Below are 18,468 nucleotides of genomic sequence, written 5' to 3'. Positions count from 1 at the left end.
TGAGGATCCACTCCGAATGCATCGCTGAGGACCCGCGGGACGTGCAGATGGAAATAGACTGGGCGGCGCATCTGCATCCCCGATCACTGGAGTGTGTGTACCACCGCCATGGGCCCATCGCCTGCGAGTCCCGGGTCGTCCGACGACCCGGGCGACAGTTGTCCTTTTCCCGCAACAGCTGACCACCGCCGCAGGCTTTCGCCCGGCTCCTCCTCCCCGGGGGTGAGCCCCCGATGATCGGAGCGCTCCTCACCCTGCTCCTGGGCATCGTGGTGATCCTGGCGATCATCGCCGCCAACGGGTACTTCGTGGCCCAGGAGTTCGCCTACATGTCGGTGGACCGCGCCCGACTGGGGGCACGCGCCGACGCCGGCGACAAGGCCGCCCAGCGCGCTCTGAAGGTCACCCGCCGCACGTCGTTCATGCTCTCGGGCGCCCAGCTGGGCATCACCGTCACCGGCCTGCTCATCGGCTACGTCGCCGAGCCCCTGGTCGGCGAGTCCCTGGCCGTGCTGCTGGGCGAGGCGGGGATTCCCGCGGCGCTGAGCATCTCGGTGGGCACGGTGATCGCCCTGGTCGTGGCCGCCGTGGTGCAGATGATCTTCGGCGAGCTGTACCCGAAGAACCTCGCCATCGCGAACCCCGAGCCGCTGGCCCGCGCGCTGGCCCGCTCCACCACGATCTACCTGGCCCTGTTCGGCTGGCTGATCACCGTGTTCGACCACGCCGCCAACGCCCTGCTGCGCCTGGTGCGCGTGGAGCCGGTGCACGACGTCGACTCCACCGCGACCGTCGAGGACCTCGAGCGCATCGTGGCCGACTCCCGCGAGAGCGGGGACCTGCCCGCGGAGCTGTCGGTGCTCATCGACCGGATCATCGACTTCCCGGACCGGGACGTCGAGCACGCCATGATCCCCCGCTCGCAGGTCGGCGCCGTCACCCCGGACACCACCGTGGGCGAGTTGCGCGCCCTGATGGCCGCCGAGCACACCCGCTACCCGGTGATCTCCGAGACGGAGGAGCCCCTCGGCGTCGTCCAGCTCGCGGACCTGCTGCGCAGCAGCGCGCCCGACGACGCCACGGTGGCCGCCATCATGGCGCCCCCGCTGGTGCTGCCCACGCTCATGTCCCTGCCCGACGCGCTCGCCCGGCTGACGGAGTCGCGCCACGAGCTGGCCTGCATCATCGACGAGTACGGCGGCTTCGCCGGCGTCCTGACGGTCGAGGACCTGGCCGAGGAGCTGGTCGGGGAGATCACCGACGAGCACGACGACGAACCCCCGGCTGTCATCACCGCCGAGCAGGAGGACACCTGGCGGATGGACGGCGACATCCACGTCGACGAGGTCGAGCGCGCGGTCGGCCACGAGCTGCCCGACGGCGACTACGAGACCATCTCGGGCCTGCTCATCGCCCACCGCGGTGAGCTGCCGGCCACGGGGGATGTGGTGCGGGTGGAGCTGCCGGACGACCCCCGCGACCTCGTCCTGGACGACCCCGTGCACCGGGCGCTCGACGTCGAGGTGCTGGAGCTCTCCCGGCACGTGCCCAGCGAGCTGCTCGTGCGGCTCGTGGAGACCACCGCCGAGGGCGCCGCCCCGGGCACCACCACCGACACCCACGCCGTCCGGGAGGAGGACCGATGACCGACCCGCTGATCGTCACCGTCACCACCGTGCTGCTCATCGTGCTCAGCGCATTCTTCGTGGTCATCGAGTTCGCCCTGCTCGGCGCGCGCCGCCACCGGCTCGAAGCCGAGGCCGCGACCAACCGCTCCGCCCGCGCCGCGCTGCGCGGGATCAACGAGCTGACCATCATGCTCGCCGGCGCGCAGCTGGGCATCACCGCCTGCACCTTCGCCCTCGGTGCGGTCACCAAGCCGGCCGTGGACGCCTGGCTGAGCCCGGTGTTCGCGGCCTGGGGCGCCCCGGAGGGGCTGGCCGACGGCGCCGCCTTCGGTCTGTCCCTGCTGTTCGTGACCTTCTTGCACCTGGTGGTGGGCGAGATGGCGCCGAAGTCCTGGGCGATCGCCCACCCGGAGACCTCGGCCAAGCTCATCGGCGTGCCCTCCCGCGGCTTCATCTGGGTGGTGCGGCCGCTGCTGGTCTGGGTCAACGCCATCGCCAACCGGCTGGTCGCCGCCAGCGGGGTCACCCCGGTGAACCGCGCGGCCGTCGGCGGCCAGGACGCCGAGACGATCCAGCACCTCGTGGAGCACTCCGCCTCCGTCGGCGCCCTCGACTCCTCCTTCCGCACCCAGGTCTCCGGCGTCCTGGAGCTGGAGATGCTCACCGTCGAGGCGCTGATCGCCTCCGACGGGCCGCCGACCACGGTGCCGGCCACCGCCACGGCCACCGACGTGCAGGAGGCCGCCACCCGCACCGGGCACCTGCGCATCCTCGTGGGGGACCCCGACGTCAGCTCCCCCGCCGTCGTGCACGTCCGTGACACGCTGCTCGAGCCGCCGGAGCGGCCCGTGCGGGAGCTGGCGCGCCCGGCGTTCGTGCTCGAGGCCGACACCCCGGTCTACGAGGCCCTGGCCCGGATCCGGGAGGCCGGTGAGCAGCTCGCCGCCGTGCGGCACGACGGCCGCTTCGTCGGGGTGATCACCCTCTCCGACGTCCTGCGGCGCGTGCTGCCCATGGAACTCACCCCGGCGGACCAGCCGGGCTGATCCCGGGCCTCGGCCTGCGGTGACGCGGTCCCCGGCGCGGTCCCGACGACCGCACCGGGGACCGCGCCGTCGCACGGGCGCCGGTCAGAAGGTGTCCAGGACGGCTCTGCCCGGGCCCGCTCCGAGGAACGCAGCCAGCACCGCGGCAGTCCCGGCGAGCTTCCACAGCTCGCGCCGCACCCGCGCGCCGCGCACGGTGGACCGCAGCTGCTCGAAGCTCTCCTGCACCGCGGCAGGATCCTCGGGCGGCGCGGGACGATCGTGCCAGGTGCCCGGAAGGACCGCCGCAGCAGCGATCCGGCCGACCTGCGCGGGCGTCAGCACCGGACGACGCCGTTGCAGCCAGCGCAGCAGCTCACGGTCGTTGACGACGCCGACATCGGTGGGACGCTGCTTGACCGTCAACGACTTCGGGCCGATCAGCACCAGCACCGGGGTGACCGGCACCGGCTCCCCCACCGCTGCGCTCAGCCGCTTCGCCGCCCGGGCCGCCTCGTGCCGGGAGTGCGGCAGGTAGTGCTGCTTGTGCCCGCCGACAAGGATGGCGCGCGCGCCAACCCACACCTCCTTGCCCGCATGGTTCTTCGTGTTGAGCGTGAACACCCCGGCCGGGCCGATGACCACGTGGTCGATGTCCGAGGTGCCGGCTCCGACCGGGACGGCGTGCAGCACGATCCACTCGGGACCGAGCCGCCCCAGGATCTGCCCGACCGCGATCTCCCCCTTCGCGCCGTGGAACCACGAGCGGCTCCGGTCGCTGAGCGGATCGGTGCCGAGGACGCGCGCCCACCACGGCCGGGGCGGCTGCTCGTCCTGGATCCGCAGCGTCTCGGCGATCACCGCCTGGCCGGCACACCGGTCTGCCAGACCGGCTCCGTGGTCCGCAGCGCCGAGGTCCGCAGCGCCGAGGTCCGCAGCGCCGAGGTCCGCGGCGCCGAGGTCCGCGGCGCCGAGGTCCGCGGCGCCGAGGTCCGGGATGCCGGGATCCGCCGGTGGCGGCAGCAGCCGGAACGCGGCGAATCCCGTGCTGCGGATGGGAGCGCCCGGCGGGATCTCCCCCGATGCCGCGGTCGGCGGGAGTTCCGCGCGGGCCCCGGCGCGCGCCGGCTGCGGAGACGGCGGAAGGACAGGCGGACCGGGCGTGGCGGGCGTGATCATGGTCGTCAGCTTTCGGAGGGAACGGGAAGGTCTCCCCGCATTCCATTTGTTTGCATTAGTACACAACAAGTGGAAGTCTCCGTGTGCCGCATTGTGACGCACCTGCATGGAGCGGGCCCCTCGGTGCCACTGCGTGAAACGGCACGCCCCCGAACTGGGGACAGCTCCTTCCGCGGTGATTGCATTTGCATCCATAAGCTGAAGAGGTACTGACGGCTTCCTGACAGGACCCCCATGACGTTCCCCCCGGCCTCTTCCCGCCTGGGCGCCTCCGCGCTCGTCCTCCTGCTCCTGACCGGCTGCGGCGGGACGGCGGCCTCCAGCGACGCGGCGCCGTCGTCGTCGAACACCTCCTCGACCGCGACCTCCGCCGCCACGGAGCTGCGCGGCGAGCGCGCCGTGGTGGAGCGGGTGATCGACGGAGACACCGTCGACGTGCAGCTGGGCGGCGAGGTGGTGCGCGTGCGGCTGCTCAACATCGACACCCCGGAGACCAAGGACCCGAACGAGGTCGTCGAGTGCCTCGGCCCGGAGGCGACCGCGCTGCTGGAGGAGCTCCTGCCGCCGGGCACCGTGGTCGGTCTCGAGTACGACCAGGAGCGCACCGACTCCTACGGCCGCACCCTCGCCGGTGTGTTCCGGGAGGACGGGACGCTGGTGAACGCCGAGATCGCCCGTCAGGGCCTGGGCACTCCGCTCTACATCGCCCCGAACGACCGGTTCCTGCCGCCCGTGGAGGAGGCCTTCGCCGAGGCCGAGCAGCAGCAGGCCGGCCTGCTCGACCCCGCCCACGGCTGCACCCTCCCGGCGCAGCTGCAGCAGGCGACGGACGCGCTCGCCGACGCCGCACCGGCGGATCTCGCCGACGCCGCCGGGGAGGTCGCGACCGCCGCCGCGTTCCTGGCCGCTCTGGACGCGGTCGACGGGGACACGCACCCGCACGTGCGCCACCTGGTCGGGCTGCCGTCGCTGAAGGGCAAGCTCTCGGGCGTCCGGGCAGACGTCGGCGCGCTCCAGGAGCGCGCCGCCGAGCAGCGCCGCGCAGCGGAGGCCGAGGAGCAGCGCCGCCAGGCGGAGACCGAAGCGGCCCGGCAGGCGGAGGCCGATCGTCAGGCCGAGGCGGCGCGCCAGGCCGCGGCGGCCCAGCAGGACGAGCTGGCGCGCCAGGCGGAGGCGGCCCGGCAGGCGGCGGCCGACGCCGCGCGCCGAGCGGTGGTGCCCGCACCGGCGCCCGCACCCGCCCCGGCACCGGCACCGGCGCCCGCTCCCGCGCCGAAGCCCGACCCGAACCCGGGGGCCAACATCGTCAACCAGGCACCGCCCGGGTACTCCGCGGACATTCCCGGCTACACGGGACCGCGCTGCTACGCGCCGGGCGGGAAGTTCTTCAAGCCCTGCTGAGTCCACCGGCAGAGGAAGCCATGGCCGGCGCAGCGGCTCACCGGAGCGCGCCAAGGCGCCGGGCACCGAACCGGGCCCCCGCCCGGGGTCGGTCTCGCCGGCCCTGGGTCTGCTGCAGCAGCTCGCCGTCGGTGACATTGGCCGGACGCTGCTTGACCGCCATCTGCTTCGGGCCGATCAGCACCAGCCCCGGTGATGGCTCCATCCGGCCTCGGCCGCCTTTGGGCCGGGCAGCCCACACTCGCGGGAGAGCGAGCCTCCGGGCTCACCTTCGGCGTGGACCAGCATGGAGTCGGGAGGCGTCAGCAGCACCGGCACGAAACACCCTCACGGTCATACGCTGTGCGCGCCAGCCACCACTGGGCGTTGCGGTCCCGGTCCCGTGCAACCAGAGCCGCGTAGGCAGTGGCGGCGACCGCGGCCAGCGTCCACCCGGCGAGCGAGCGCCGAGACTCGGGCGGGGCCTTGACGCCCAGCAGCATGCCGAGCAGGACGGCCAGCACATGGAGGGGCCGGCCCTCAGGGATGATTTCCACGGGGATCTCCTGACGTGGGGAAACGGGAGTTGACCAGTATCGTCCCACGTCAGCGGCATGTTTCCCGGTGAAGAAGACCGGGAGGACGTCCCCTCTTGCGCGGACGGCAGTGGCCCCACTCCCCTCGTCGAGAGCAGCCCGGCCGGTCGTCTCCGAGGTCGTTTCACGAGAGGCCGACGACCGACGGAGCTCACGATGTGCGACTCCGACACGCAGACGTCATGAGTCACGGGCCGGCCACGATCCGGTCGATGCCCCTGGGCCGGCTCCCGCCGGGTGCCTACGGTCAGGGCAACCGCACTCGAGGTATCCGGCGGAACAGCCACCAGGACGTCCTCGGGCACCGGAAGGACGAGACGATGCCGCTCTATCTGTCGAAGTTCAGCTACACCCCGGAGACCTGGGCCCGGATGATCCAGCACCCGGAGGACCGCCGCGAGGCCGCCCGGGCCTACATCGAACCGGTCGGCGGAACGCTGCACGGATTCTGGTACGCCTTCGGCGAGCACGACGGGTACAACCTCTGGGAAGCACCGGACAACGTGTCCATGGCCGCGGTGGCCCTCGCCATCGGCGGAGGCGGGGCGCTCAGCTCGCTGGAGACCACGGTTTTGATGAGCGTCGAGGAGACGCTGGACGCCCTGCGCCGGGCCCAGCAGGTCCAGTACCGGCCGCCCGGCACCTGATTCGGCCCGGTGCAGGCCGTCCAGGCGGTCGCCCGCAGGGCCGGTCTGCCGCAGCTACCCCAGCCGGCTCAGGCCCGACGCCGCGGCCATGACCGTGTTGCGGACGGGCAGGAAGTGCTGCGCGGTGCTCACGGTGTTGGCCAGGCGTGCCAGGCGCACGGTGCGGGTGGCCGGCCGGCGGCGGGCGTCGTCGTACCGGCGCAGGGCGCCGGCCACGTCCGGTGCCGCGGTCAGCGCCTCGACGAGGGCCGTGGCGTCCAGGAGAGCCTCGCAGGCGCCCCGGCCGAGATTCGGTGCCATGCCGTGGGCGGCGTCGCCGAGGAGGGCGGTCCGTCCGCTGACGTAGGAGGGCGGTGGGGCGACGTCGAGCAGCGTGCGCCGGTCGATCGGGGTGTCCTCGAGGGCGTCGAGCACGCGCCGCACCTCCGCGTGCCAGTCCCCGTAGAGCTCACGGAGCAGCTGGACGGCGCTGCGCGGAGACGTTTCCGGGGGCAGGAGGTCGGCGCGGATGCTCGCGAACCAGTTGGTGTTCCCGGCATCGTGCGGGGTGATGCCGAAGAGCCGCCCGGGCCCCCAGGTCTCCGTGACCCCGTCCGCCGGACCGGGCACGGTGCCGCGGAAGGCAACGGTGCCCAGCGCCCGCGGGGCGGTGCCGAACAGGGCGGTGCGGGTGGGGCTGTGGACGCCCTCGGCGGCGACGACGACGTCGGCCGCGGGCAGCTCACCGTGATCCGTGACCGGGGTGCTCCACGCGATGACTCCCGGCGGAATCGCCGCGGCCAGTGCTTTCAGCAGGGCGGGCCGGGGCACCAGCCGGACCGGGCGGCCGAGGTCCAGGCGGGCGATCACGGTGCCGTCCGGCCGGAGGAGCCGCCCGCCGCGCTGCTCCACGGAGGTCGCCCGGACCTCGTCCCCCACCCCCAGCCGGTCCAGGGCGTGCATGGCCTCGGGCCACATGCCCAGGGCCGTGCCGGTGCCCGGCAGGCCCGGCGAGCGCTCGAGCACGTGGACGGTCCAGCCCGCGCGGAGCAGCCCGCGGGCGGTGGCGAGGCCGGCGATGCCGGCCCCGAGGACGACGGCTGACCCCTGCACGGCGTCTCCTCCGATCGGTGGTGTCCTGTCCAGTGTCTACGCCCGGGCCGACGATGTCTGCGGGCGGCGCTCCCCGGCCGCCGCCGACGCGAGGATCCGGTGGCGGTAGGCCGTGGCGCACGCGGTGAAGGCGGCCACGGCCGCGACCGTGTTGAAGACCATCCGGGAGCGGCCGTGCCAGGTCGCGAACTCGGCGGCGACCTGGCGCAGGTGCTCGGCGGAGTGCACGGCGGTGCCCTCGACGAACATGATGTCGTTGCGCGGCCAGAAGTAGAGCATCGAGACCACGCCTTCGGCCACGAACATGGCCAGGCTCAGCAGCACCCACCAGCGGACGGCGGGCAGCCGCCAGTTCAGGACGAGGGCGGCCGCGCCCAGGACCCAGGCGGCGAAGCCGAGGGGCGGGAAGAAGTCGGACGGACCGCTGACGGCGAGGAACTCCATCGTCAGTTCCAGGGACGCCGGCGGATCGGCGAAGACGTTGGGGTAGACCATGAACGTCTCCAGGACGATGGCCCCGAACAGGGTCATCGTCACCCACAGGTGGACGACGAGGACGGGCAGGGCCAGGCGGCGCAGGGCGTGCACGGAGTGCTCCTTTCACGAGCGGAGGTCAGGTCGAGCTGACCTCGACGCTACGGAGCGCCGCCTCCGCGAACATCGGGCGGGAAGCGGCACCGGCGTCGCCCAGCGGCGGACCTCCGGATCCCCCGGAGGCGACGCGGCCCGTCGCCTCGGGACGGCCGGCGGACGACGGGCAGAGGGCGACGGGCGGCTGCGATCTCAGACCCGGTCGCCGGGCACGCCCTGGCCCGTGCCGGGACCCAGGTGGCGCCGGCCGTAGGCCTTCCCGCCCTGGACCACGGCCACGAGCAGCAGCACGAGGAGCCCGACGCTGGCCGCGGGCACCACGTCGACGGGCAGCGTGTAGGCCATCACCACCCGGGCCGCGGCGTCGAGCAGGAAGGCCGCGCCGAAGGCGGCGGTCATCCGGCGCAGCAGCCGGCGGAAGCCGGGGCTGGTCTCCCAGTCCCGGCGCCATCCCTCGGCGGCCTCGGCGGGCATCAGGCGCAGCGTGGCCTCGTAGAGCACCGGCCTCTCCCCCAGCAGGGACGCCAGGATCCATCCGCCCACCAGAGCGGTCAGCCAGCTCTCCCGCGCCAGCAGCAGGCGCGGGTCGGGGCTGAGCAGTCCGACGACGGTGCCCACGGCGAGCACGGTGAGCGTGAACAGGCCCAGCCGCTCCAGCCGACGGGCCCGCACGGCCGTGACCACCACCCGCACCAGGGGCCCGACGGCGCCGAGCATGAGGGCCGTCCACGCGTCCGCCCCGGCCAGCCGGGACCCGTAGTAGAGGGCGAAGGGCAGCACCAGGTCCACCCCCAGCCACCCGGCGGCACCGCCGCACCGGCGCGGGGCCGCGGCGGGGCCGTCGGGGGCGCCGTCGGGGGCGTCGTCGGGGGCGTCCTCGGGCGCGTCGTCGGGGGCCGAAAAGCGTGGACTGCTCATGGCGTCCTCCTCGGGGACGGTGCGCTCAGCGCGCTCTGCGGGTGGCGAGCTCGGCCGTGGCCACGAGCTCCCGGGTGTAGGCCGCGAGGTCGAAGCCGGGGTCGGTGACCAGCCGTCCCGAGGCGGTGTCCACGGCCCCGCGCAGCAGCACGGCCATGCTGCGGGCGTCGAAGTCGCGGAACTCCCCGGCCTGCTGGCCGTCCCGCAGCATCTGCTCCAGGTGGCCCAGCACGGGGTCCTCCCCGGTCGGGGCGAACCGGGGCGCGCCGTCCGGCCCGCGCAGGTTCATCACGATCTCGGTCACCGCCCGGATGTCCGCCGGGTGGTCGGCCAGGAAGCCGAGGTTGGCCTCGAGATAGGCCCGCAGGAACGCGGCTCCGGTGCGCCCGGCGGTCGCCGCGGCGATGGCCGCCCCGGCCCGGGTGTAGACGTCGGCCACGGCCTGCTCGAGCAGCCGCTCCTTGCCCGGGAAGTAGTAGGAGACCACGCCCTTGCTGACCCCCGCCCGGCGGGCGATCTCCGCCAGCGAGGCCCGGGCGTAGCCCAGCTCCGCGATCGCTCCGACCGCGCACGCCAGGATCTGCTCACGCCGGGCCCGCTCCGTGAACGTCCCCGCCCCGTCCCGCTCCGTGTCTGACCGCATGGTCAAATTCTTGTACGCCCGGTCAAGACCGACCAGAGGCCGCAGATCACGATCCGGCCACACCGGCACGGCGGGATCGACTTCTTCCCGCTCCCGGAGCCTCGCGGCCCCCGCCCGCGCGAGAATGGCCCATGGACACCATCCCGTTCACCATCCGGCCGGCCACGAGCGAGCGGTTCGACGACGTCGCCACCGTCCTCGGCCCCCGGAACCCCGACTCGACGGTGTGCTGGTGCCTCACCTACCGGCTGCCGTCCCGGGAGAACCGCGCCCTCAGCGCCCGGGAGCGGGCCCGGAAGGTGCAGGAGCTGTGCGCCCGGCCGATCCCGCCCGGCATCCTCGCCTACGACGGGGACACCGTGGTCGGCTGGTGCGGCGTCGCCCCGCGGGCCGAGCTGCACGCCTTCAGCCGCAGCAGGACGATCCCCCACGTCGACGACCTCCCGGTCTGGACCGTGTGGTGCTTCCGGGTGCGCGGTGGCCGGCGCGGCCGGGGTGTGGCCCGCGCCCTGCTCGACGGCGCCGTGGAGCACGCCCGCGGCCACGGCGCGCCGGCGATCGAGGGCTATCCGGTCGACAACGGGGACCGGAAGGTCGACACCACGATGGCCTACGTCGGCACCCGCGCCATGTTCGAGCGCGCCGGCTTCGCCTGGGCCGCCGACACGACCTCGACGCTGAACGGCTTCCCCCGCGTCCTCATGCGCCGGTCGCTGCGCTGACCGGCGCCCGGAAGGATCAGATCGCGGGCACCGGACGGGACGGGCGGGTGAAGCGGGCGCGGTACTCGGTGGGCGAGAGCGCGTACTGGCTCACGAAGCTCTGCCGCAGCGCCTCGGCGGAGCCGAACCCGCACCGCTGGGCGATCGCCGCGACCGGCAGCGCACTGGACTCCAGCAGCCGGGCGGCGGCATCGTTTCTGGCCTGCCGCACGAAGCGGGCCGGTGGCCGGCCCAGGTGCGCGTCGAAGAGCCGGGTGAGGTGGCGGGGGCTGACCCCGACGTGAGCGGCCACGGCGGCGGTGGACAGGTCCTCGTCCAGATGGGTGGTGATGAACCCGATCGCTGCCTGCACCACGTCGTTGCCCTCCCCGGACACGCCGGTGAACAGGCTCATCTGCGCCTGGTTGCCCGGCCGCTGCAGGTAGGTCACGAGATTGCGGGCCACCTGGCGGGCCAGCGGCACCCCGTGGTCCTCCTCGATGAAGGACAGGGTCAGGTCCAGGGCACTGGTGACCCCGGCCGCCGTCGCGATCCGCCCGTCCCGGATGTAGATCGGGTCCGGGTCCACCGTGACCTGCGGATAGCGGCGGGCGAGGTCGGCGGCGAAGTACCAGTGCGTGGTGGCCCGCCGCCCGTCGAGCAGACCAGCGGCGGCCAGGACGCTGGCGCCGGTGCACACGGAGGCCACCCGCCGGCTCGTGGCCGCCAGGCGCCGCACGTGCCGCAGGAGGGGCTCGGTCTCGGCGGCCCGGCGGTGGCCGACACCACCGGCGACGATCACGGTGTCGACCGGTCCGAGGACGCGCTCCAGCGCCCCGTCGGCCTGCAGCGTCAGGCCCGTCTGGCAGCGGATCGGAGCCCCGTGCAGGCTCAGCACCTGCACCCGGTAGGGATCGGGCAACCGGCCGATGAGATTGGCCAGCGACAAGGGTGTGGTGATGCAGGCGATGTCGAGCAGCTCCGCCCCCTCGTAGGCGAGCACCGCCGTGGAACGATCGGCCATCGGGGTCTCCCGTCAGCATCGGTGGGACGAGTATCCCAGGATTCCGGACGCAGCGGAGGAAGAGCCCGGAGAGTGACGTCCGGCCGGACCTACCGTCGTGGCATGACTCAGCGTTCCCCGTCCGCAACCCTCTCGTTCCCGGCGTCGACATCGCCGGTGCCTCGATTCGTCCGGGCGCTCGCACGACGGTGGCCCGCGCTCCTCGGCCTGGCGTTCGCCGCGTTCAACCTCGTCACGGACGATCCGAACAGCATCACGGCCGTGCTCCTGGTGCTGGTGCTCGCGACGACGGCGTACGTGGTGATCGCCGCGCTCGTCCGTCCCCGCTGGTCCTGGCCGGTGCTCGGCGTCCTGGTCGTCGTCGTGGTCACCGCCCGGCTCCTCTCGTCGGGGCCGGTCGTCGAGCTGGCCGCGATGACCGCGGTCGCGGTGGGCGCCATCACCGTCGGCGCGGTCCGGGGAACGTTCTCGCGACCCGGGCCCTGGCGCTGGCAGCCGTTCGCCGCCGTCGGTTTCATGGCGCTCGGCCTCGGTGCGCTGTGGCTCTCCCCGGAGGGCGGGCGCGTGCTGATCGCCGTGGGCCTGATCGGTCACGCGGTGTGGGACGTCGCGCACTGGCGTCGCCACGCCGTGGTGTCGCGGTCGCTGGCCGAGTGGTGCGCGGCCCTGGACCTCACCCTCGGGGTCGGGGTGCTCGTGCTCGCCCTCGCCTGATCCGACCGCCCGCGGCCCAGACCCCGCCGGTGGCCCGGGCCTCCTCATCCACCCTCAATCGGAAGGACGTTCGACATGGTCACCTTCACCCTGGTCCACGCCGCGGCGGTCGACTCCTGGTACTGGCGTCCGGTGGCCGCCGAGCTCCGGGGGCGCGGCCACGACGTCGTCGCCGTGGACCTGCCGGTCGACGACGACGACGCGGGGCTGTCCGACTACGCCGCGACCGTGGTCGCGGCGGTGGGCGGCCGGCAGGACGTCGTGGTGGTCGGCCACTCCTTCGGCGGCTTCACCGCACCGCTCGTGGCGGAGCGGATCACGGCCGATCTGCTCGTGCTGCTCCAGGCGCAGATCCCGGCCCCCGGCGAGGTTCCCGGTGACTGGTGGGAGCACACCGGTCACGCCGCGGCGCGACAGCGGCAGGACGTCCTCGACGGCCGGGACCCCACAGCACCGGTCGATCCGCTCGAGCTCATGCTGCACGACACCCCGGCGGAGCTCGCCCGGGAGCTCCTGGATCACCAACGGGAGCAGTCGGCCACGCCGTTCGGCACGCCGTGGCCGCTGCCCGCCTGGCCGGCGGTGCCCACCCGGGTCCTGCTGAGCCGCGACGACCGGTTCCTGCCGCTGGAGTTCATGCGGCGCGTCAGCCGGGACCGGCTCCGCCTGGAGCCGGACGTGATGCCCGGCGACCACTGCCCGATGCTGGGCCATCCCGCAGAACTGGCCGACCGGCTGGTGTCCTACCGCCGGGCCCTCGGGCCCGCGGCGCCGGATGCTCGCCCGCCGCGCTGAGTCCCGCCGACACGAAGGCGCGCAGAGTCACGGGCCGGCGACGATCCGGCCGCCGCCCTTGGACGCGCCTTCGCCGGGCGCCTACGGTCGTCCCACTCCCCTGGGTGGAGCCGCGTCTCCACCGGGACACCGGAAGGACGGGACGATGCCGCTGTATCTGTCGAAGTTCACGTACACCCCGCAGACCTGGGCCCGGCTCATCGCCCATCCGGAGGACCGCCGGGAGGCCGCGCGGACCAACATCGCCTCGGTCGGGGGCACGCTGCACGGCTTCTGGTACGCCTTCGGCGCGCACGACGGCTACCTCCTGTGGGAGGCGCCCGACAACGTCTCGATGGCCGCACTGGCCCTGGCCATCAACGGGGGCGGGGCCATGAGCTCGTGGGAGACGACCGTCCTGATGAGCGTCGAGGACACCCTGGACGCCCTGCGCCGGGCCGCGCAGGTCGACTACCGGCCGCCCGGCACCTGATCCGCCACACCGTCGCACCACGGAGGACCACCATTCAGACCCTGGGCCGTGCCGAGGAGTCCGTGCACATCGAGGCGCCGCCGCAGGCGGTCTACGACGTCGTCGCCGACGTCACCCGCACCCCCGAGTACAGTCCCGAGGTCGACGAGGTGGTCTGGCTCGACGACGGCGGCCCGCACGTCGGGGCCCGCTTCCGGGCCCGCAACCGGGCCCCGGAGGACTCCCGCTTCTCCTGGCACAACACCCCGATCGTGATGGCCGCCGAGCCCGGCCGGGAGTTCGCCTTCGCGCGCACCGAGAAATTCGCCGGCACGATCGTGTGGCGCTACCGCTTCGAGCCCGAGGGCGCCGGCACCCGGGTCACGGAGTCCTACGAGGTGGCCCGCCCGATCGGCCGGATCGGCTGGTTCATCATCGGCACCCTGGGCCGGGACCCGGACCGGATGACCACGATGCGCGAGGGGCTGCGCGAGAGCCTGCGGCGGCTCAAGCGACTGGTCGAGGCCGGGACGGCGCCGTCGTCGTCGTAGGGCTGTCCCGGATGCCGGCGCGCGGTCCGCACCTCGCCGTGGTCACTGCTGCGGGTTGGGCGTGAAGGTGTGGCCCAGGGCGGTGGAGAGCTCGGCGAAGATGCGGGTGGCGGGTGCCGAGCACGGCAGCGTCCTCGGGTCGTCGGCCAGCACCGGGGACTCGGGGCAGTCCCCGGAGGCGATGTCGCTGTTGACCTGCACGACCACGGTGGTGTCGGTGGTGGTGTCGTAGTAGACGGTGGTGTTGTAGCCGGGCAGCTCCCCGGTGTGCCCCACCCAGCCGTCGATGCACCCGACGCCCAGTCCGTAGCCTCGTTCCGGCGGTGAGAAGGACGTGAGACGTTCTCTCTGGCTCTCGGCCTCCAGCAGACCCTGTCCGGTGCCCAGGGCCCGGCCGTAGGTCAGCAGGTCGTCCATGTCCGAGATCAGGTTCCCGGCGGTGAAGGCCCAGGTGGGGCTCCAGTGGGTGGCATCGGCCGGGACCTCTGGGGTGGCGGCGTCGCCCTGCAGGGTGAAGCCCCGGGCGAAGGGCTCGGGCAGCGCGGTGGAGGCGCCGGGCCAGACGGTCTCGTCGAGCCCCAGCGGGTCGAAGATGCGCTCCTCCATCAGCTCCCCGACCGGGCGTCCGGTGACCTGCTCGACGACCAGGCCCAGCAGGATGTAGTTGGTGTTCGAGTAGTCGAACTGCTCCCCGGGGGCGAACAGCGGCGACTCCGCGACACCGAGGGCGACGAGCTCCTCGGGCGTGTAGACCGTGTCCGGGGCCGCGGAGAACGTCTTCAGGAACTCCTCGTTGCGGGTGTAGCTGGCGATGCCGCTGGTCATGTCCGCGAGCTGGCGCAGCGTGATCCGGTCCCCGTGGGGGATGCCCTCGACGTAGTCCCCGATGGGGTCGTCCAGGGAGAGTTCGCCCTCCTCGGCCAGCTGCAGCACCAGGGTGGCGGTGAAGGTCTTGGTGACCGAGCCGATGCGGGTGTGCACGTCGACGTCCATGGGTTCCCCGGTCGCCGGGTCGGCCACCCCGTAGGCCTGCGTCCAGGTCCCCTCCGGGGAGGCGACCCCGACGACCGCGCCGGGGGCGGAGGCCTGTGCGAAGGATCGCCGGGCGGCGGCGTCCAGCCTCGCGGTGAGCTCCTGCGGCAGCGGCTCCGCCGTCTGCGGGGACGGATCGGCGCTGACGACGCGGTCGACGTCGGGAACGCAGGCCGCCGGGACGGAGGGCGCGGGCCCTGCGGCGGGCCCTGCGGCGGGCCCTGCGGCGGGCCCTGCGGCGGGCCCTGCGGCGGGTCCTGTGGCGGCCGACGGAACGCCGCCGGCGCCGCCGGCCCCGAGGAGCAGCGCCGCCGCCACGGCGGCGGCGAACGGGCGGCGTGTGGATCGGGTGGGTGATGACATCTGCGTTCTCTTCCCGGTCGGCGGAGCACGCCGTCTGCGCGGACTCTCCGCCCTGGCGGCGGTGCTTCGGGCTCTGTCGTCGTGGGCGACGATGTCGACCCCTGCAGCGCGCACCACGGCGACGGCAGCTCCTGGTCGCCCGCACGGACACCGGGATCGAGGGCAGGGCGGGCCGGTGCCGGACCCCGCGGATCATGCGCCCCGGCCCGGGACCGACCCCGGGCGGACCGCTCCGTCCAGCGTAGGACCGCCTCCGGGACCACCCCCTGGCCCCGTCCCGGATCGTTACCCGACATCGGAAGATGACGCACCCGACGGCCTCGGCGGGCTCGACGGCGCCACCGGTCGCCGACAGCCCCACCGCGGTCGCCGTCGGGCTCCGCGCCGACCAGGCGCTGTGACGCCACGTTGCGCCCGGACCGCCGTCAGGGTGTGACGATGCCCACTCGTGGTGTGTTCTCCCAGGTCAACCCGGATAATGGATGCGGCCGACCCGAGCGACGTCGCGGGGATCCGGCCCCCAACCCGCGACCGGACCAGGACATCAGCATGACCCTCGAAAAAACCCAGACCAGCACCGCACCCACCGACGAGCAGACCTCCACGGACGAGAAGCCCGAGAAGAAGAGCCCGGCCCTGAACATCCCGGGCCTGCTCGCCGGCGCCGCCACCGCCGCGACCATGTCCGTGATCGGTGGTCACCTCAGCGTCGTCGGCACCGTCCTCGGCGCCGCCCTCACGAGCATCGTCTCCGGCATCGCCGTGGTCGTCTACTCCACCTCGCTCGAGCGCAGCCGACAGGGCCTGTCGAAGGTCCGCACCGTGGTGACCACGCGCATCCTCCCCCGCGACGGCCTGCGGATCCCCGAGACCCACGGCAGCAGCGCCGTGACCGACGAGGCCCCCGGGCCGCGCTTCCGGCTGCCGCTGAAGCAGGTGCTCCTGAGCACCGGGGCGATCATCGGGCTGGCGGTCGCCGCGGTCTTCGGCATCCAGGCGCTGACCGGCACCGAACTCTCCGGTGGCACGGGCACGATCCAGCGCACCGTGACGGGCTCCGAGTCCGTGGCCGTGCGCAGCGCGACCACTCCCGCCCCGGCCGACGAGCAGGCGCCGGGCACCGGCGAGCTCGCCCCGGCCGAGGGCGCCGACCCGGCGCAGGCGCCGACCACCGCCCCCACCACGGGCGAGCTCGTGCCCGGTGAGACCGCCCCGACCAGCGGGGCCGTGACCGGCGACGGCACGACCACGTCCGGCGACGCGGCCGCCGGAACGGGCAGCCAGCCGCTGGACGGTGGCCAGACGGGCGCCGACGCCGGCCAGCTCGACCCCGGGGCGGCCCAGCAGGGCGCCACCGGCACCGGCCCCGGAGCGGCCCCCGCCGCACCGTAGGCAGGACCCGGCACCCGGAGCACAGGGGCGGCGGACGTGGTGACCACGTCTGCCGCCCCTGTCCCCGTCCGCGCCCCTGTCGTCGTCCGCCCCGCGGCGTACGGTGGCCCTGGAACCGGTGACGCTGCCGGCCCGGGGCACCCGGCCCCGCACCGCCCCCTGTCGAGGAGACCTCCGTGGAGAAGACACCCCAGCCGGTCGAGGAGTTCCTCGAAGGCGTCACGCCCCGGAAACGCCGGGCCGACGCCGAGCGGCTGCTCCCGCTGTTCGCCCGCGCCACCGGAGAGACCCCCACCATGTGGGGCACGATCATCGGCTTCGGCGAGTACCACTACCGCTACGCCAGCGGCCACGAGGGTGACGCCCCGGCTGCGAGCTTCGCCCCGCGCAGGGCCACCACCACCGTCTACCTGTTCGACGGCGTGGGCGCCTACCCCGATGAGCTGGCTCGGCTGGGCCCCCACACGACGGGCGTCGGGTGCCTCTACCTCAAGGACCTCGACACCATCGACCTCGGTGTGCTGGAGGACGTCGTCGCCGCCTCGTACCGCGCCGTGACCCGCGGGATCTTCGGTCAGCGTGCCCGCGACGGCGCTTCCTCGGACTGAGGCGGGACCGACGCGTCACCGAAGCCGTGGAGCAATCTTTCGTCATGTTCAAGTGTTGCCGCTGACCAGGCCCGATGTTTCCGGGGGCGCCCGGAGCTCTGGACTTAAGTCCAAAGACATATAACCCGTTCGGCACCTAACTTGGGGGCAATCGGGCTGCGGTCGCAGCCGCGGAGACGACGGCGAAGGGGAATGCAGTGGCGGGGGTTCGGGAAGTGCGGGAAGACCAGGTGGCGCAGTGGCTGACGGTGGTGGCCGTGGCACTGTTCATCGCCAACGGCGCGGTGCTGGCCGTCGGGGCCCAGGCGTACGGGTGGGCCGCGCTGCTGTTCGCGGGCGCCGTCCTGGTGGCGGTCTCCACCGGCATCCTGGAGCGCCCGCTGCGCCGGAGCTGACCCCACGGCCGCCCGGGCCGGTGGCAACCGCGCACCGGGCGGGCAGCCAGGACGAGCACGCGGCGCTCAGCGGCGGAGGGCCGCGGCACCCGGGCCGGTGAGCTCCCCCGGCCCGACCGCGCGCCCGGACACCGCCAGCAGCAGGGCGACGGCGGGGCCGCGCACCTCCGGGCCCGTGCCGGACGCGAGCCCGGCGTCGGTGGCCACGACGCGCACCTCCTGCGCGCGCTCCTTGCCACCCCCGATCCGCACACTGGTCCGCAGCTGGTGGCGCAGGGCCTCGACGACGGGCGCGGGCGGATAGGCGCGCTGGAGGCCGAGGGGCCGCCGGATGTCCTCTCCGTGCACGAACGCCTCGACCAGCCGGGTGGCCGGCGGTGCCGGGGCGCTCGTCGTCCGGCCGCTGACCGCGCGGAAGGCGGCCAGGGTCGCGCGCGGATCGGCCCGGCGCTCCCGGGCGATCCCCCGGGCGTTGCAGCGGTCGAAGTCGAAGCCGGCGGCGGCGAGACGGCACAGGAAGCTGAGCCGCGTCGTGCTCGCGTCGTCGACGAGGTGCGCCAGGACGTCGTGGACGTCCCAGCCGGGGCACAACGACGGGGTGGCCCACTGCGGCAGGGCCAGGTGCTCCAGGTCCTGGGCCAGCGACTGACGCTCGGCGTGCACCACGGGCCAGATCTCGGTCATGCGGTCTCCTCCGCTCTCCGTCGGGTCGCCACCGGACGAGGCCGTTCGGCGCCGCGCCC

Annotated in this window: 22 protein-coding genes; 12 read left to right on the top strand and 10 right to left on the bottom strand. The window is 73.9% G+C overall.

Annotated features, from left to right (window positions below):
- Positions 1–233 precede the first annotated feature (233 nt).
- The gene (locus tag AYX06_RS11455) at positions 234–1,646 is read left to right on the top strand and encodes a hemolysin family protein (RefSeq protein ID WP_062735873.1); all 1,413 of its coding nucleotides are present in this window, start codon (positions 234–236) and stop codon (positions 1,644–1,646) included.
- Positions 1,643–2,674 carry a CNNM domain-containing protein gene (locus AYX06_RS11450; protein ID WP_062735872.1) on the top strand — a complete coding sequence of 344 codons (1,032 nt, stop codon included), beginning with the start codon at positions 1,643–1,645 and terminating at the stop codon, positions 2,672–2,674. Before AYX06_RS11455 ends, AYX06_RS11450 begins: the two co-directional genes overlap by 4 nt.
- A gap of 84 nt (positions 2,675–2,758) precedes the next feature.
- Here the strand turns inward: AYX06_RS11450 and AYX06_RS11445 are convergent, their stop codons facing one another.
- A complete protein-coding gene (locus tag AYX06_RS11445; protein WP_232319292.1) occupies positions 2,759–3,832 on the bottom strand; it encodes a nuclease-related domain-containing protein in 1,074 nt (357 codons plus the stop codon).
- A 234-nt stretch (positions 3,833–4,066) separates the two neighbouring features.
- Between AYX06_RS11445 and AYX06_RS11440 the strand changes: the two genes are divergently transcribed.
- Positions 4,067–5,233: a thermonuclease family protein gene (locus AYX06_RS11440; protein ID WP_062735871.1), complete on the top strand. Its 1,167-nt coding sequence runs from the start codon at positions 4,067–4,069 to the stop codon at positions 5,231–5,233.
- A gap of 37 nt (positions 5,234–5,270) precedes the next feature.
- Here AYX06_RS11440 and AYX06_RS19805 read toward each other — a convergent pair whose 3' ends face one another.
- Both AYX06_RS19805 and AYX06_RS11435 read right to left on the bottom strand, forming a co-directional pair.
- A complete protein-coding gene (locus AYX06_RS19805; RefSeq protein WP_157093462.1) occupies positions 5,271–5,438 on the bottom strand; it encodes a hypothetical protein in 168 nt (55 codons plus the stop codon).
- Between the two features lie 97 nt (positions 5,439–5,535).
- Positions 5,536–5,769 (bottom strand): hypothetical protein, encoded by a 234-nt coding sequence (locus tag AYX06_RS11435; protein ID WP_062735870.1) that lies wholly within the window; start codon positions 5,767–5,769, stop codon positions 5,536–5,538.
- Between the two features lie 359 nt (positions 5,770–6,128).
- Between AYX06_RS11435 and AYX06_RS11430 the strand changes: the two genes are divergently transcribed.
- Positions 6,129–6,455 (top strand): GYD domain-containing protein, encoded by a 327-nt coding sequence (locus AYX06_RS11430; RefSeq protein WP_062735869.1) that lies wholly within the window; start codon positions 6,129–6,131, stop codon positions 6,453–6,455.
- A gap of 54 nt (positions 6,456–6,509) precedes the next feature.
- On the opposite strand, the gene AYX06_RS11425 is transcribed toward AYX06_RS11430, so the two are convergent.
- The 4 genes from AYX06_RS11425 to AYX06_RS11410 form a co-directional block, all read right to left on the bottom strand.
- Entirely contained in the window at positions 6,510–7,547 is a 1,038-nt protein-coding gene (locus tag AYX06_RS11425) for an FAD-dependent oxidoreductase (RefSeq protein ID WP_062735868.1), read from the bottom strand.
- Between the two features lie 36 nt (positions 7,548–7,583).
- Complete coding sequence (locus AYX06_RS11420; RefSeq protein ID WP_147017777.1) at positions 7,584–8,135, bottom strand: hypothetical protein; 552 nt, start codon at positions 8,133–8,135, stop codon at positions 7,584–7,586.
- Between the two features lie 195 nt (positions 8,136–8,330).
- The gene (locus AYX06_RS11415; RefSeq protein WP_062735867.1) at positions 8,331–9,056 is read right to left on the bottom strand and encodes a VC0807 family protein; all 726 of its coding nucleotides are present in this window, start codon (positions 9,054–9,056) and stop codon (positions 8,331–8,333) included.
- Between the two features lie 25 nt (positions 9,057–9,081).
- Positions 9,082–9,699: a TetR/AcrR family transcriptional regulator gene (locus AYX06_RS11410; RefSeq protein ID WP_062735866.1), complete on the bottom strand. Its 618-nt coding sequence runs from the start codon at positions 9,697–9,699 to the stop codon at positions 9,082–9,084.
- Between the two features lie 140 nt (positions 9,700–9,839).
- Between AYX06_RS11410 and AYX06_RS11405 the strand changes: the two genes are divergently transcribed.
- The gene (locus AYX06_RS11405; RefSeq protein ID WP_198161456.1) at positions 9,840–10,421 is read left to right on the top strand and encodes a GNAT family N-acetyltransferase; all 582 of its coding nucleotides are present in this window, start codon (positions 9,840–9,842) and stop codon (positions 10,419–10,421) included.
- Between the two features lie 16 nt (positions 10,422–10,437).
- Here the strand turns inward: AYX06_RS11405 and AYX06_RS11400 are convergent, their stop codons facing one another.
- Positions 10,438–11,424, bottom strand: coding sequence for a GlxA family transcriptional regulator (locus AYX06_RS11400; RefSeq protein ID WP_062735864.1), 987 nt, complete (start codon positions 11,422–11,424; stop codon positions 10,438–10,440).
- Between the two features lie 156 nt (positions 11,425–11,580).
- On the opposite strand from AYX06_RS11400, the gene AYX06_RS11395 reads away from it, so the two are divergent.
- The 4 genes from AYX06_RS11395 (at position 11,581) to AYX06_RS11380 (ending at position 13,935) form a co-directional block, all read left to right on the top strand.
- Positions 11,581–12,138 (top strand): hypothetical protein, encoded by a 558-nt coding sequence (locus AYX06_RS11395; protein ID WP_232319291.1) that lies wholly within the window; start codon positions 11,581–11,583, stop codon positions 12,136–12,138.
- A gap of 75 nt (positions 12,139–12,213) precedes the next feature.
- Positions 12,214–12,933 carry an alpha/beta fold hydrolase gene (locus tag AYX06_RS11390; RefSeq protein WP_062735862.1) on the top strand — a complete coding sequence of 240 codons (720 nt, stop codon included), beginning with the start codon at positions 12,214–12,216 and terminating at the stop codon, positions 12,931–12,933.
- A 145-nt stretch (positions 12,934–13,078) separates the two neighbouring features.
- A complete protein-coding gene (locus AYX06_RS11385; RefSeq protein ID WP_062735861.1) occupies positions 13,079–13,405 on the top strand; it encodes a GYD domain-containing protein in 327 nt (108 codons plus the stop codon).
- Positions 13,406–13,467: 62 nt separating this feature from the next.
- Complete coding sequence (locus AYX06_RS11380; RefSeq protein ID WP_232319290.1) at positions 13,468–13,935, top strand: SRPBCC family protein; 468 nt, start codon at positions 13,468–13,470, stop codon at positions 13,933–13,935.
- A gap of 42 nt (positions 13,936–13,977) precedes the next feature.
- Here AYX06_RS11380 and AYX06_RS11375 read toward each other — a convergent pair whose 3' ends face one another.
- A complete protein-coding gene (locus AYX06_RS11375) occupies positions 13,978–15,330 on the bottom strand; it encodes a serine hydrolase domain-containing protein (protein ID WP_062735860.1) in 1,353 nt (450 codons plus the stop codon).
- Positions 15,331–15,879: 549 nt separating this feature from the next.
- Between AYX06_RS11375 and AYX06_RS11370 the strand changes: the two genes are divergently transcribed.
- The 3 genes from AYX06_RS11370 (at position 15,880) to AYX06_RS19800 (ending at position 17,725) form a co-directional block, all read left to right on the top strand.
- Positions 15,880–16,722 carry a hypothetical protein gene (locus AYX06_RS11370; RefSeq protein WP_062735859.1) on the top strand — a complete coding sequence of 281 codons (843 nt, stop codon included), beginning with the start codon at positions 15,880–15,882 and terminating at the stop codon, positions 16,720–16,722.
- 176 nt (positions 16,723–16,898) lie between these two features.
- Positions 16,899–17,330, top strand: a complete 432-nt coding sequence (locus AYX06_RS11365) for a DUF1801 domain-containing protein (protein ID WP_062735858.1) — start codon at positions 16,899–16,901, stop codon at positions 17,328–17,330.
- Between the two features lie 230 nt (positions 17,331–17,560).
- Complete coding sequence (locus tag AYX06_RS19800; RefSeq protein WP_157093461.1) at positions 17,561–17,725, top strand: hypothetical protein; 165 nt, start codon at positions 17,561–17,563, stop codon at positions 17,723–17,725.
- Between the two features lie 66 nt (positions 17,726–17,791).
- On the opposite strand, the gene AYX06_RS11360 is transcribed toward AYX06_RS19800, so the two are convergent.
- On the bottom strand, positions 17,792–18,409 hold the full coding sequence (locus tag AYX06_RS11360) for a maleylpyruvate isomerase family mycothiol-dependent enzyme (protein WP_062735857.1): 618 nt from the start codon (positions 18,407–18,409) through the stop codon (positions 17,792–17,794).
- Positions 18,410–18,468 lie beyond the last annotated feature (59 nt).

Origin of the sequence: Kocuria turfanensis (assembly GCF_001580365.1) — a bacterium.
GTDB lineage: Bacteria > Actinomycetota > Actinomycetes > Actinomycetales > Micrococcaceae > Kocuria > Kocuria turfanensis.
Note: the sequence above shows the minus strand (reverse complement) of the source record. Positions and strands in the feature narration are given on the sequence as shown.